Source organism: Streptococcus rupicaprae (assembly GCF_040545225.1).
GTDB lineage: Bacteria > Bacillota > Bacilli > Lactobacillales > Streptococcaceae > Streptococcus > Streptococcus rupicaprae.
This window is the reverse complement of record NZ_JBEPLO010000016.1, coordinates 44498-57508: the sequence shown is the minus strand read 5'-3', so window position 1 is coordinate 57508 and position 13011 is coordinate 44498. Positions and strand designations below refer to the sequence as shown.

General features: G+C 46.0%; 10 protein-coding genes. 5 read left to right on the top strand and 5 right to left on the bottom strand.

Annotated features, from left to right (window positions below):
• Nucleotides 1-202: 202 nt before the first annotated feature.
• Together ABID29_RS07815 and ABID29_RS07810 are read right to left on the bottom strand one after the other, a co-directional pair.
• Nucleotides 203-865 (bottom strand): DUF1129 domain-containing protein, encoded by a 663-nt coding sequence (locus ABID29_RS07815; protein WP_354365599.1) that lies wholly within the window; start codon nucleotides 863-865, stop codon nucleotides 203-205.
• Between the two features lie 31 nt (nucleotides 866-896).
• The gene (locus tag ABID29_RS07810; protein WP_354365598.1) at nucleotides 897-1844 is read right to left on the bottom strand and encodes a magnesium transporter CorA family protein; all 948 of its coding nucleotides are present in this window, start codon (nucleotides 1842-1844) and stop codon (nucleotides 897-899) included.
• A gap of 226 nt (nucleotides 1845-2070) precedes the next feature.
• Here ABID29_RS07810 and uvrA point away from each other — a divergent pair, with 226 nt between their 5' ends.
• The 3 genes from uvrA to ABID29_RS07795 all read left to right on the top strand — a co-directional run bounded on the left by uvrA (nucleotide 2071) and on the right by ABID29_RS07795 (nucleotide 8401).
• Nucleotides 2071-4896 (top strand): excinuclease ABC subunit UvrA, encoded by a 2826-nt coding sequence (uvrA, locus tag ABID29_RS07805; protein ID WP_354365597.1) that lies wholly within the window; start codon nucleotides 2071-2073, stop codon nucleotides 4894-4896.
• A gap of 200 nt (nucleotides 4897-5096) precedes the next feature.
• Nucleotides 5097-5798 (top strand): DUF5694 domain-containing protein, encoded by a 702-nt coding sequence (locus ABID29_RS07800; RefSeq protein ID WP_354365596.1) that lies wholly within the window; start codon nucleotides 5097-5099, stop codon nucleotides 5796-5798.
• Nucleotides 5799-6301: 503 nt separating this feature from the next.
• A complete protein-coding gene (locus ABID29_RS07795) occupies nucleotides 6302-8401 on the top strand; it encodes an ATP-dependent Clp protease ATP-binding subunit (RefSeq protein WP_354365595.1) in 2100 nt (699 codons plus the stop codon).
• 44 nt (nucleotides 8402-8445) lie between these two features.
• On the opposite strand, the gene ABID29_RS07790 is transcribed toward ABID29_RS07795, so the two are convergent.
• Nucleotides 8446-9063, bottom strand: coding sequence for a DUF2812 domain-containing protein (locus ABID29_RS07790; protein ID WP_354365594.1), 618 nt, complete (start codon nucleotides 9061-9063; stop codon nucleotides 8446-8448).
• A gap of 9 nt (nucleotides 9064-9072) precedes the next feature.
• Nucleotides 9073-9384, bottom strand: a complete 312-nt coding sequence (locus tag ABID29_RS07785) for a PadR family transcriptional regulator (RefSeq protein WP_354365593.1) — start codon at nucleotides 9382-9384, stop codon at nucleotides 9073-9075.
• Nucleotides 9385-9557: 173 nt separating this feature from the next.
• Between ABID29_RS07785 and ABID29_RS07780 the strand changes: the two genes are divergently transcribed.
• Nucleotides 9558-10274 (top strand): MerR family transcriptional regulator, encoded by a 717-nt coding sequence (locus ABID29_RS07780; RefSeq protein ID WP_354365592.1) that lies wholly within the window; start codon nucleotides 9558-9560, stop codon nucleotides 10272-10274.
• A gap of 90 nt (nucleotides 10275-10364) precedes the next feature.
• The gene (locus ABID29_RS07775) at nucleotides 10365-11081 is read left to right on the top strand and encodes a YebC/PmpR family DNA-binding transcriptional regulator (RefSeq protein WP_354365591.1); all 717 of its coding nucleotides are present in this window, start codon (nucleotides 10365-10367) and stop codon (nucleotides 11079-11081) included.
• A 165-nt stretch (nucleotides 11082-11246) separates the two neighbouring features.
• On the opposite strand, the gene malQ is transcribed toward ABID29_RS07775, so the two are convergent.
• Nucleotides 11247-12752, bottom strand: coding sequence for a 4-alpha-glucanotransferase (gene malQ, locus ABID29_RS07770; protein ID WP_354365590.1), 1506 nt, complete (start codon nucleotides 12750-12752; stop codon nucleotides 11247-11249).
• Nucleotides 12753-13011: the final 259 nt, after the last annotated feature.

Below are 13011 nucleotides of genomic sequence, written 5' to 3'. Positions count from 1 at the left end.
CAAGAAGTCATTCAGGGCTTGCATTGGTCGGTATTGAAGTCAATTGTTAATAGGCGATGGACCGCCAATATCTATTTTTGATTTTGAATCAGTATAAAAGGAAATTGTCGTAAACTTCCTTTTAGGCGTTTTTTATGCACTCTGGCTTAAATGTGTGGTGAGCAAATTCTTTCTCGTCAACTGTTTGAAAATGGATGCTCTCTTAATCCCTGCTTGTGATTGGGCTCTTCACATTGTACTTTTGCTTGAGGAGGTATTTACCACCAAATCCAATGGCACCAATTAAAAGATTGGCCCAGCCAGGCAAAATCGGGTTGAGGCTGGCTGGAAGAAAAGCACTGAGACCGAAAATCAGGAAGACACCAAACATGATCAAGGCCAGAATCAACCAAGTCTTGAGGCCACTTGGTCGCTCGCTACGTGGCTTTCTCAGATGGCGGTAAACCAAATGGTACATGGCATACATCATAGCCCCTGTTGCGGCACTGAGCACAAAGAGACTGGTCACACCATAAGTCTGAGCTTGGTTTCTAGAAAAACTCAAAATCCCCATCATGACTGCCATGATTCCTAAGATGAATAGACTAGCATCCAACCACATGAGCCAAGGATTTTCATTTTGAGGAGGATTAGCTGCTGCTTCTTGGGCTTGAATAGTCAGATTATCAACCCAAGTTGTCGGAGCACCAAAGAGCTGACGCGCCGTAATGCCTTTTGATTGGTTTTCCACAATAGTCGGCAGAATGGTTGAGAGGGTCTCCTTGATTTCGCTGTCTGATTTGCCGTTTTTGATCAGATGGTTGGTGGCGATGTGGATAAATTCTTGGTTTTTTTTAGTCAAGTGGTCAAGGTTAAAAGTTTCCATGAAATAAATTCTCCGTGTTGTGCGTTATCTGTTAGAACCATTTTTTGCGGATAAAGTAGATAATCAGGAGGCCACTGATAGAGAAGGCCCCTGCAATGATCCAGAAAAAGGCATGGGGGATAGCGTTGAAGGGCAGGGCATTCGGATCGACAAAGTTCATGCCGTAAGCCGAAAAGATCATGGTCGGAATGGACAGAACCATGGTGGCTAATGCCAGAGTCTTCATGATAGTGTTTTGATTGTTTGAGATAATGGACCCAAAGGTGTCGGTCATTCCTTTTAAAATGTTGCCATAGATGTCAGCCATCTCGATGGCCTGCTGCGTTTCGACTAAGGTATCTTCTAGAAGGTCTTCGTCTTCCTCATATTTTTTGAGGAGGAAGGAAGAGGCGGCCAGTTTTTTGACAATCCGCTCGTTGGTCTTCAGAGAGGCCTTGAAGTAAATGATGGTTTTTTCTAGTTCCATCAGCTCAATAAGCTCCTCATTTTTAGTAGCTTCATGCATCTGGCTTTCGATCTCTTCACTTTTTCGGTCAATCTGCCGCAAGGCGGATAGGTAAATGGCTGCATTGCGGTAAAGAATTTGAAAGACGAAGCGAGATTTCATAAAAGTATAGAAATTTCGAATGCGTCGATTGATGAAAAAATCAAAGAGAGGCAAGTCCACCAAGCAGGTCGTGATGATGGCTTCCTCAGTGATCACGATACCTAAAGGAATGGTGACATAGTAAATTTTACCGTTACGCTCTTCTGAGATCGGCACGTCAATGATAATCAGTTTATAGTCGTCTTCCACGGAAATACGAGACATCTCTTCCGCATCGAGAGGCGCTCTCAAGTCAGCGATATCGATGTTAAAGCGCTCTGCTATTTCCATGGTTTCACTCTGGGAGGGGTTGACGAGGTTGATCCAAGCCCCAGGCGCAAAGTCATCTATTTCTTTAAAGTCTGCGATAGATGAAAGAAAAATTTGTTTCATCGCGGTCCTCCCTTTTCATGATAATCAAGCTTTTAGGCCAGATTCTATTATACACTAAAAATGCCATTTCACAAAACTCTTTTTTTGAAAATCTGACTGAAAAACTGACGTCAAACAGAGTGAAGAATCGCTTGAAGAAGTGCTGCTTTAAGGCTAGACGACCTTTTTTCTTTAGCTTCTTTTTTGAAAGTGCTATAATGAAAGGAAGTTGTAGAAAGAGGGAAGTATGCTAGATAAGATTGTGATTCATGGGGCGCGTGCCCACAATTTAAAAAATATTGATGTGGAGATTCCGCGGGATAAGCTGGTGGTTGTGACAGGTCTATCGGGGTCTGGTAAGTCCAGTTTGGCCTTTGATACCCTTTATGCAGAAGGGCAACGCCGTTATGTAGAGAGTCTATCTGCCTATGCCAGACAGTTTTTGGGCAATATGGACAAGCCTGATGTGGATAGCATTGATGGGCTATCGCCAGCGATTTCCATTGATCAGAAAACAACCTCCAAAAACCCGCGTTCGACGGTTGGTACAGTGACGGAAATCAATGATTACCTGCGCCTGCTCTACGCTCGGATTGGTGTCCCTTACTGTATCAATGGGCACGGAGCTATTTCTGCGAGTTCCGTCGAACAGATCGTCGATCGGATTTTGGAATTGCCAGAGCGTCAGCGTCTGCAGATTTTAGCCCCTGTTATCCGTAAGAAAAAGGGCCAACATAAGACTGTTTTTGAAAAAATTCAAAAGGATGGCTATGTCCGAGTTCGGGTCAATGGGGATGTTTACGATGTGACAGAAGTCCCTGAACTGCCAAAGAGCTTTGCCCATACCATTGACGTGGTTGTTGACCGGATTGTGATTAAAGATGGCATCCGCTCAAGGCTATTTGATTCGGTGGAAGCGGCCCTACGCCTGGCAGATGGTTATGTTGTGATTGACACCATGGATGGTCAAGAATTGCTGTTTTCAGAGCATTACGCCTGTCCGGTCTGTGGCTTTACAGTTCCCGAGCTAGAGCCACGTTTGTTTTCTTTTAATGCGCCATTTGGGTCTTGCAGTGAGTGTGACGGTCTGGGAAGTAAGTTGGAAGTGGATAAAGATTTGATCATCCCTGATCCGGAAAAGACCCTAAGAGAGGGAGCTCTAGCGCCGTGGAATCCGATTTCGTCTAATTATTACCCGCAGATGTTGGAACAGGCCATGACTCAATTCGGGATTGATATGGATACACCGTTTAAGGACCTCAAGAAGGCTGAACAAGACTTAATATTAAACGGCTCAAAGGGAGAACTCTTCCATTTTCATTATGAAAATGAATTTGGAGGCGTGAGGGACATCGATATTCCTTTTGAGGGAATCATTGCCAATGTGGAACGGCGTTACCGCGAGACAACTAGCGATTTTACTCGCAATGTCATGAGTGGCTACATGAATGAGTTACCGTGTGCTAGATGCAAGGGTTACCGCCTAAATGATCAGGCCCTATCCATCAAACTTGGTGGAGAAGATGGTATCCATATTGGGGCTCTTTCAGACCTTTCCATTGCAGACCATTTGGACTTGGTCAAGGATCTAGCTTTGACAGCTAACGAAGAAACCATCGCTCGCCCCATTTTGAAAGAAATTATAGACCGTTTGACCTTCTTAAAGAATGTCGGTCTCAACTACTTGACACTCTCTCGTGCAGCGGGAACCCTCTCTGGTGGAGAAAGCCAGCGGATCCGCTTGGCGACCCAGATTGGGTCTAATCTGTCAGGGGTGCTCTACATCCTAGATGAGCCATCTATCGGCCTTCATCAGCGGGACAATGACCGCCTGATTGCCAGCCTTAAAAAGATGCGGGACTTGGGCAATACCTTGATTGTCGTGGAGCATGATGAGGATACCATGATGGCGGCGGACTACCTGATTGATATTGGTCCAGGAGCTGGAAAATTCGGCGGAGAAATCGTTGCAGCGGGAACCCCCAAGCAAGTCGCCAGATCTAGTAAATCTATCACAGGTCAATATCTCTCGGGCAAGCGTAAAATTGAGGTTCCGCTGGAACGACGTGCTGGCAATGGCCGGTTTATCCGAATCACTGGTGCAAAGGAAAATAATTTGCAAAATGTGACCGCGACTTTCCCTTTGGGCAAGTTTATTGCTGTCACGGGCGTTTCAGGGTCAGGCAAGTCAACCTTGGTCAATAGTATTTTGAAAAAAGGGATTGCCCAAAAGCTCAATCGTAATTCTGCCAAACCAGGCAAGCACAAGGCCATTGAAGGCATTGAACATCTGGATCGGTTGATTGACATTGACCAGAGTCCCATTGGACGAACACCGCGATCAAACCCTGCAACTTATACAGGGGTCTTTGATGATATTCGTGATCTCTTCGCGCAGACAAATGAAGCTAAAATGCGCGGGTACAAGAAGGGGCGTTTCTCTTTCAATATCAAGGGCGGTCGCTGTGAGGCTTGTTCGGGAGATGGGATCATCAAGATTGAGATGCATTTCTTGCCAGATGTCTTTGTGCCTTGTGAGGTCTGCCATGGCCGACGTTACAATAGCGAAACCTTGGAGGTGCATTACAAGGAGAAAAATATTGCTCAAGTGCTAGATATGACCGTCAACGAAGCGGTCGATTTCTTTCAACACATTCCTAAAATTGCCCGCAAGCTACAAACGATTCAGGATGTGGGATTGGGGTATGTTAGCCTAGGCCAACCAGCGACGACCTTGTCTGGAGGTGAAGCCCAGCGGATGAAACTGGCGAGTGAGTTGCACAAGCGCTCAACAGGAAAGTCTTTCTACATTCTGGATGAGCCAACAACAGGCCTCCATACAGAGGATATTGCCCGCTTGCTTAAAGTCTTAGAACGCTTTGTGGATGATGGCAATACGGTTCTGGTTATCGAGCATAATCTAGATGTCATTAAGACAGCAGACCACATCATTGACCTTGGACCAGAGGGGGGTGTCGGTGGTGGCCAAATCATTGCGACAGGCACACCGGAAGAAGTTGCTGCCAATCCAGCTAGTTTCACGGGTCAGTATCTCAAAGGAAAACTAGGCTAATCTTCCAGAGATTTTGAAAATAGTGACTAATACTCATAGAAAATCAATCTAGCCTAGGAAAGGAAGCTGATGATAGAACTGGCCTTCATCGAAGCGAGTTGACAAGGGTTATCTTTGCTTTTCAAAGAGTATAAGACGTTGCGAACCCTAGTCAACTAGTTGCCTTTAAAGGTCAATAAACAGCAGGAGGAAGTGATGCTATGGCACAGTTAATGGTTTTGGGAACCTTTCATATGGAAAGTCAGCAGGATTTGCATAGCTTGGCCAATCCTGATCGAACTTTTGAGATGAGGCAGGAGTTGGATGAAGCAGTAGCTGCTTTGGCGGTCTACCAGCCGACCAAGGTCTTTGTGGAGTGGGAACGGTCGAATCAGATAGGTCTGGAGACCTACATCGATCAGCTGGTGAAAGGGGAAAGGCAGTCTACCAATGAGATTGCTCAGTTGGCCTATCCTCTGGCCAAGTTGAGCGGTGCTCCTCTCTTGGCTATCGATTGGATGGAGGCAGGGCAAGGCCTTTATGGTTTTGGCCAAGTTCATGAGGTCATTCAAGAAAACAGTACTTTAGTTAACTTGCTGGCTCTGTATGAACCTCAGCCTGCTGATTTGGATAAGGGGATCACATGGAACTTGCGCCATTTTAATTCGCCAGAGTTTGTGAAAGATACTCAGGCTTATTATACCAATTTGATTCAGGTAGCTGGTGACGATGATTATGGCATTGGTTGGTTGATTTGGTGGTATCAGCGTAATATGAAAATTGTTCAGAACACCTTGAGTCAGTTAGAAGCCGATGATCGGGCCATCTTATTGATTGGCAGCTCCCATAAGGGGATTCTAGAAAACTTCTTTGCGGATAGCCAGCAGGTAGAACTGGTGGATGCACTGACCTATCTGACTTGACTGTCGAAGTAGAATGGTGGACCCGAGCTGGTCATATCAAGATCAACTTGAAAAAAGGCGTGGCTATTCACCGTTTTAATCCTTCCTATGATAAAAGAAAACCCGTTCAGCTTGGCTGGGCGGGTTGTTGTTTTAAAAAAGATACAAAAAAGTCAAACAAAACTATTGACCTTTCCTGACCAATGGTGTATACTAGGTATCGTAAGGGAGAGAAAAACCTTACAGGAGCAGGATTGCTCACTATTTTTTGACAAAAAAGGTCAGTTTTGGTCAGTCCTAAATCTGATTAAACGGACAAGAGTAACAGAAAGGGAGGCTCGGTTTGGAGAGTACTTTATTTTTTAAGAAATTGGTCAGTGATGGTCAGACAAGCCGAGCTGAACCGATGATTGTCTATAGACAGACCTTTTATTTTTAAGAGAAAGGTCAGTTTTGGTCAAAATTATAGAGATGTGAGTGAACATCATCATGATAAAACAAAAACAATTCAATGAGGTAAAGACATGAACAACAACTTTAACAATTTTAACAACATGGACGATATTTTCAACCAACTCATGGGCAACATGGGTGGTTACTCTAGTGAACGCCGCCGCTACAGCATCAATGGCCGTGAGGTAACACCAGAAGAGTTTGCGATTTACCGTCAAACTGGGCAGTTGCCACAATCAGATACCAGCTCTGCTATGGCCCAAAAAGAAGGGCAAATCAAGCAAGACGGGATCCTAGCTAAGCTTGGGACCAACCTGACCCAGCAGGCGCGTGAGGGTAAACTGGATCCTGTCATCGGCCGCAACAAGGAAATCCAAGAAACCGCTGAAATTCTGGCCCGTCGGACCAAGAATAACCCCGTCATGGTCGGCGATGCGGGTGTTGGGAAAACAGCGGTCGTAGAAGGTCTGGCGCAGGCCATCGTCAATGGCGATGTACCTGCCAGCATCAAGAACAAGGAGATCATCTCCATCGACATTTCTGGGCTAGAAGCGGGTACCCAGTACCGCGGAGCCTTCGAGGAGAATGTGCAGAACTTGCTTGATGAGGTCAAAAAGTCTGGCAACATCATCATCTTCTTCGATGAGATTCATCAGATTTTGGGGGCTGGATCAACAGGTGGCGATTCTGGTTCCAAGGGCTTGGCGGATATCTTGAAACCTGCCCTGTCCCGTGGAGAGCTCTCTGTGATCGGTGCGACAACACAAGATGAATACCGCAACACCATCTTGAAAAATGCGGCTCTTGCCCGTCGTTTCAACGAGGTTAAGGTCAATGCCCCGTCTGCTGAGGACACCTTCCAGATTTTGAAGGGGATTAAGCCGCTCTATGAAGCCCATCACAATATCGAGTTACCAGATGCTGTCCTCAAGGCAGCGGTGGATTATTCAGTCCAATACATCCCGCAGCGCAGCCTGCCTGACAAGGCCATTGACTTGATCGATGTGACGGCAGCCCACTTGGCAGCCCAACACCCTGCGACAGACCTCAAAAGCCTAGAAGCGGAGATGGCAGAAGCCAAGCGCCTGCAAGAAGCAGCAGTGGAGAAAGAGGACTATGAAACAGCCCTCAATCAAAAGGTGCGGATCGAAAAACTCCAAGAGCAGATGGACAACCACACCGAAAGCCAGAAGGTCGTTGCAACCGTCAACGATGTGGCAGAATCAGTAGAGCGGATGACCGGTATTCCCGTTTCCCAGATGGGGGCTTCGGATATCGAGCGCTTGAAAGACATGAAGGCTCGCTTGGAAGCCAAGGTCATCGGTCAAGATGCTGCGGTGGAAGCTGTGTCTAAGGCCATTCGCCGTAACCGTGCAGGCTTTGATGAAGGCAACCGTCCAATTGGCTCCTTCCTCTTTGTCGGCCCAACGGGTGTCGGTAAGACCGAGCTAGCCAAACAACTTGCTCTCGATATGTTCGGGAATAAGGATGCGGTTATCCGTCTGGACATGTCTGAGTACAGCGACCGGACTGCCGTATCTAAGCTGATCGGGGCGACAGCCGGCTACGTCGGCTACGAGGACAACAGCAACACTCTGACTGAGCGGGTGCGCAGAAACCCTTACTCCATTGTCCTCTTGGATGAAATCGAGAAGGCTGATCCGCAGGTCATTACCCTCTTGCTCCAAGTGCTTGATGATGGGCATTTGACAGATGGTCAGGGGAACACCGTTAATTTTAAGAATACCGTTATTATCGCCACCTCAAACGCTGGCTTTGGCTACGGTTCTTCTGAGGAAATGGCGGAGCAGGCCATCATGGATCGGATTGCACCCTTCTTCCGCCCAGAATTTCTCAACCGCTTCAACGGCGTGATTGAATTCAACCCTCTTGATAAGGAAAATCTTAGTCAGATTGTAGACCTCATGCTGGCCCAGGTCAATCAGACCCTGGCTAAGAAAGGGATCAGCCTTGAAGTGACTCCGAAAGCAAAAGACTTCCTCATGGAAGAAGGCTACGATCCAGACATGGGGGCTCGTCCCCTTCGTCGGGTCATCGAAGGGCAAATCCGTGACAAGGTGACCGATTTCTACCTGGACAACCTAGACGCGAAGCAGCTCCAAGCAGACTTGGTGGATGGGGAAATCGTGATTACAGAAAATAAATATTAAGAAAAAAGCCATTCCCTATAATGGATAGGGGGTGGCTTTTTAACTTAAAATGATGATTTAGGTTTTGCTTGATAGGCAATGTAGAGATAGAATAATGTTGTTGCGAGTGTTAGATAAAAGAGGACACCAGCCCGTAAGAGGGCAAAGGGTAATTCAAAGAGAAATGAGAATAGAAAATCTGTACCATCTAACTGCCAAAGTCCTGGTGTTAAAAATAGAGATTTAGGGTCTTGAAAAGGAGTAGCGAGATCGGAGATGCTGGTGAAATGAATAAAACTGTAACATAAGAAAATCATGGCTGTGGCAAGGGCGCTTTTACGATACCGTTGATAGAAAGCCAATTGCGATTCCTCATCAGAAAACAGAACGTCTTCATGACCGTGAGCGAGTTGTCGGAAGTAGTGACTCCCACTGGACGGTGATCCAGAAATGCGTTCCCAACCGCTGTCTTCAAAAAGCATGAGATAGTCCTGGTATTGTTCCTTGGATAGTTGATCTCGGAAATCAATTCGGACAGTGGTGATTTGTTCAGCAACACAAGGTTCAAAGTGGTAATAGAGTTGGGGAATAGGAACGCCTACCAATCGATATCCTTTGGATTGCATACGGTTTATCCAGTCTTCTTCTTTCTTTAAGTTAGTGAATAGTTTCCATTTTTTCATGATACCCTCCTACAAATTAAAGTGTTCAGCGATTTGAGTGAGTTTTCGAAGACGTTTTGTTTCCAGAATAAGGATTTCTTTTCCAGCCTCAGTGATCTGATAGACCTTTCGCCGAGCATCATTGGAAGGAACACTGGTAATCCAATGAAGTTTTAACAAATTTTCAATGGCTCCGTACATGGTTCCAGCTGCAATTTTAACCTCACCATCGCTCATGTCATCTACCAACTGCATCACAGCATAGCCATGAGCAGGTTCGATCAGGGCCAGTAAAATATAATAAGTCGTCTCCGTTAAAGGAAGTTGCTTGGGTCGTTTCACTAGGCATTACCTTTCTAGTCTGTTCAACTATACAGTTCAACTTTATATCTTTATTATATATCGTCAAACTATACATGTCAACTGTATAGTTGGGTTTTTTTGAAATTTTTTCGAAAAACACTTGACTCTCACGCTACGTGATAGAATAGAATAAGAGTCAAGGAGGAATAACCATGAAAACAGTCAAAGAAGTCAGTCAATTAGCAGGGGTGAGCGTACGTACTCTCCACTATTACCACGAGATTGGACTCTTATTTCCCGGTCAGGTCACCGATAGTGGCTACCGGCTTTATGACGATAAGGCCCTGATGCGGCTGCAGGACATCTTGCTATTTCGTGAGTTGGATCTTCCTCTAAAGGCAATAGCAGAGCTGCTTGATAGCCCATTAGCTGTCAAGCAAGCAGCACTAAGAGACCATGTCCGTCTCTTAGAACTCAAGCGGGATCGATTGGACCGATTGGTGCAGTTGACCCAAGAACTCATCCAAGGAGAACAACCGATGAACTTAGAACTTTTTAAGCAAGACCAGCTCAAAGCCTACCAAGAAGAAGCAAAGACACGCTGGGGACAGACAGCAGCCTACCAAGCATTTGCCTCCAAGTCTACAGATCTAGACGGACAGTCCGGACATCGAGATATGATGGCAGTCTTTGCTACACTTGGCAAGCTCTTAGACCGACCTGTGACAGATAGTGCTGTCCAAGATCAGGTCAAGGCCTTACAAGACACCATTACCAAACACTATTACCCTTGCACTGATGAGATCTTGCAAGGATTGGGCCTCATGTATGTAGAAGACAATCGCTTCACTCAAACCATTGACCAGGCAGCAGGTGAGGGGACAGCGAGATTTGTCTCTGAGGCGATCGCTTTTTACACTCAAGCCTAAGTTTCCTATTTTCTCTCTTCGTGATTTGTGGTATAATAAACCGAAATCCTTCTAGCCCTGCTAGATGAAAACACGTAAAAGGAGAATCCCATGGGACGTAAGTGGGCCAATATTGTGGCGAAGAAGACCGCGAAAGACGGTGCCAACTCAAAAGTTTATGCCAAATTTGGCGTTGAAATCTATGTAGCAGCCAAAAAAGGCGATCCAGATCCAGAGACCAACGGAGCGCTGCGCTTTGTCATTGACCGTGCCAAGCAGGCGCAGGTGCCTAAGCACATCATCGACAAGGCCATTGACAAGGCTAAGGGAAATACAGACGAGACCTTTACAGAAGGCCGTTACGAAGGGTTTGGGCCAAATGGTTCCATGATTATCGTCGACACCCTGACCAACAACGTCAACCGGACGGCGGCCAATGTGCGTGCAGCCTTTGGGAAGAACGGAGGCAACATGGGGGCGTCTGGTTCGGTTTCCTTCATGTTTGATAAAAAAGGGGTCATTGTCTTTTCTGGCGACGACGCAGACAGCATTTTTGAATTGCTCCTTGAAGCAGATGTTGAAGTAGATGATGTTGAAGCAGAAGAGGGAACCATCACCGTCTACACCGCTCCGACAGATCTACACAAAGCTATCGTGGCTCTTCAGGAGTCAGGTATCACAGAATTCCAAGTGACCGAGCTAGAAATGTTGCCTCAGTCAGAAGTCAGCCTCAGCGAGGAAGATCTTGCGATCTTTGAGAAGCTCTATGATGCCCTTGACGATGATGAAGACGTTCAAAAAATCTACACCAACGTTGAAGGATTCTAAGCCTAAGATGACAAGGAAAACTTGACGCATGTTGCCAGTAGGCTAGAGCATTCGTTGTATTAAAAATCGCCAAGAACCCATGCTTAAGAGCAGGATAGTCTTGGCGATTTTTCAGTTATAGATTGTTAGAAAAACCAGACGGAAGGTCCAGTCTGGTTTTTCAACTTATTTAAGTCTAACATTTTCACGACGATAGGTTTGGGTGTAGTCTAGGAGTTGGGCTTCGATGTTTGGGCTGAGTTGCTCTTCGGTCATTCGCCATACCCAGTTACCGCCTAGGGTATTTGGGAGATTCATCCGAGTGCTACCGTCTAAACCAAGCAGATCTTGCATCGTTACAATGGTCATAAAGGCGACGGATGAAAAGAGCATGCGAAACATTGCTTGATTGACGGTCTCGCCCTCACGGCGGTTGCTGTATTTATCTAGGTAAGCACGGCTACGCTCGTCCGTCTCAGTTTCGTACCAACCGATGATGGTATTGTTGTCGTGGGTCCCTGTGTAGGCGACGACATTATTCCGATGATTATGAGGGCTTTCGATACTATCACCATCTGGGTCAAAGGCAAATTGTAAAACCTTCATACCAGGGAAGCCGGTTGTCTCACGCAACTCAATGACCTTATCGGTAATGGATCCCAAGTCTTCGGCGATGATATTGAGCTCCCCCAGCTCTGCCTTAATGGCGTCAAAGAGTTCAAAGCCAGGGGCTTCGACCCGGTAGCCGTTGACAGCCGTCTCTTCGCCAGCAGGAATTTCCCAGAAGGAGGCAAAACCAATAAAATGATCAATTCGTACCATGTCATAGAGTTTAAAACTCTCTCTGATGCGGGAAATCCACCATCTGAAACCATCAGCTTTCATGGCATCCCAGTCATAGATTGGATTACCCCAGAGTTGGCCAATTTCAGAGAAGGCATCTGGTGGGCAGCCTGCGACAACACGTGGTCGGCCTTCGTCATCCGTCTTGAAGTAATGAGGGCTGGCCCACATATCCGCTGAATCTGCAGCGATATAAATCGGCATATCCCCCACAAATTCAATTCCTCGCTCATTAGCATAGGCTTTTAAGGCCAACCATTGGCTAAAGAAAAAATATTGGGTGATACGGTGGTAGTCAATGGCCTCAGCCAAACGTTCACGATAGTTGGCCAGAGCTTCTGGTTGACGGGAACGGATCGCAGCGTCTTCCCACTCTGTCCAAGGCTTGAGACCGAAGGATTCTTTGATAGCCATGTATTCTGCAAAATTATCCAACCATCCGTGATGTTCTTCTAAGAAGCGATAGTAACCTTCAGACAAACCAGAGGCTTTGAAGCGCTGAACAGCTTTTTCCAGAATAGGCCTACGCCCGTAGAAAACCTTAGCATAGTCAACTTCAGCGGGATTACCTCCGAAATCCACACCCACTAAATCTTCAGGACTCAATAATCCTTCAGCTAGTAAACGGTCAAAATCAATAAAATGTGTGTTGCCTGCAAAGGCAGAGAAGGACTGGTAAGGAGAATCCCCATAGCTGGTCGTCCCCAAAGGAAGAATCTGCCAGTAGCGTTGCTTGGTCCGGACCAAGAAATCAACGAAGTCATAGGCCGCCTGCCCCATAGAGCCGATACCATACTTGCCGGGGAGAGAGGAGATGTGCATGAGCACTCCACTTTGACGTTCTTTCATGATTAAAGTACCTCAAATTAATTTGTGTTTAGTAGCGCTTAAGAAAACAAATGCGCAAACGATTGCTTTGTTTTTCTATTATATCTTGTCTCCGCTTACAAATCAAGCGAAACATCCAAATTTCGACATCATTTTACGGAATCCAACATAGACTTAACAGCTAACGCTTAGTTTAAAAGTAGATTAAACGGGTTTAAATGTCTCCTGTCTAAAATTTTTCTAAAAAAATTGTAAAAAAGACTTGCAACCGTATCCAATT

Excerpts from the sequence above, each read along its gene's own strand:
- ABID29_RS07815 (WP_354365599.1), bottom strand. The coding sequence starts at position 865 with ATGGAAACTTTTAACCTTGACCACTTGACTAAAAAAAACCAAGAATTT.
- ABID29_RS07810 (WP_354365598.1), bottom strand. The coding sequence starts at position 1,844 with ATGAAACAAATTTTTCTTTCATCTATCGCAGACTTTAAAGAAATAGAT.
- uvrA (WP_354365597.1), top strand. The coding sequence starts at position 2,071 with ATGCTAGATAAGATTGTGATTCATGGGGCGCGTGCCCACAATTTAAAA.
- ABID29_RS07800 (WP_354365596.1), top strand. The coding sequence starts at position 5,097 with ATGGCACAGTTAATGGTTTTGGGAACCTTTCATATGGAAAGTCAGCAG.
- ABID29_RS07795 (WP_354365595.1), top strand. The coding sequence starts at position 6,302 with ATGAACAACAACTTTAACAATTTTAACAACATGGACGATATTTTCAAC.
- ABID29_RS07790 (WP_354365594.1), bottom strand. The coding sequence starts at position 9,063 with ATGAAAAAATGGAAACTATTCACTAACTTAAAGAAAGAAGAAGACTGG.
- ABID29_RS07780 (WP_354365592.1), top strand. The coding sequence starts at position 9,558 with ATGAAAACAGTCAAAGAAGTCAGTCAATTAGCAGGGGTGAGCGTACGT.
- ABID29_RS07775 (WP_354365591.1), top strand. The coding sequence starts at position 10,365 with ATGGGACGTAAGTGGGCCAATATTGTGGCGAAGAAGACCGCGAAAGAC.
- malQ (WP_354365590.1), bottom strand. The coding sequence starts at position 12,752 with ATGAAAGAACGTCAAAGTGGAGTGCTCATGCACATCTCCTCTCTCCCC.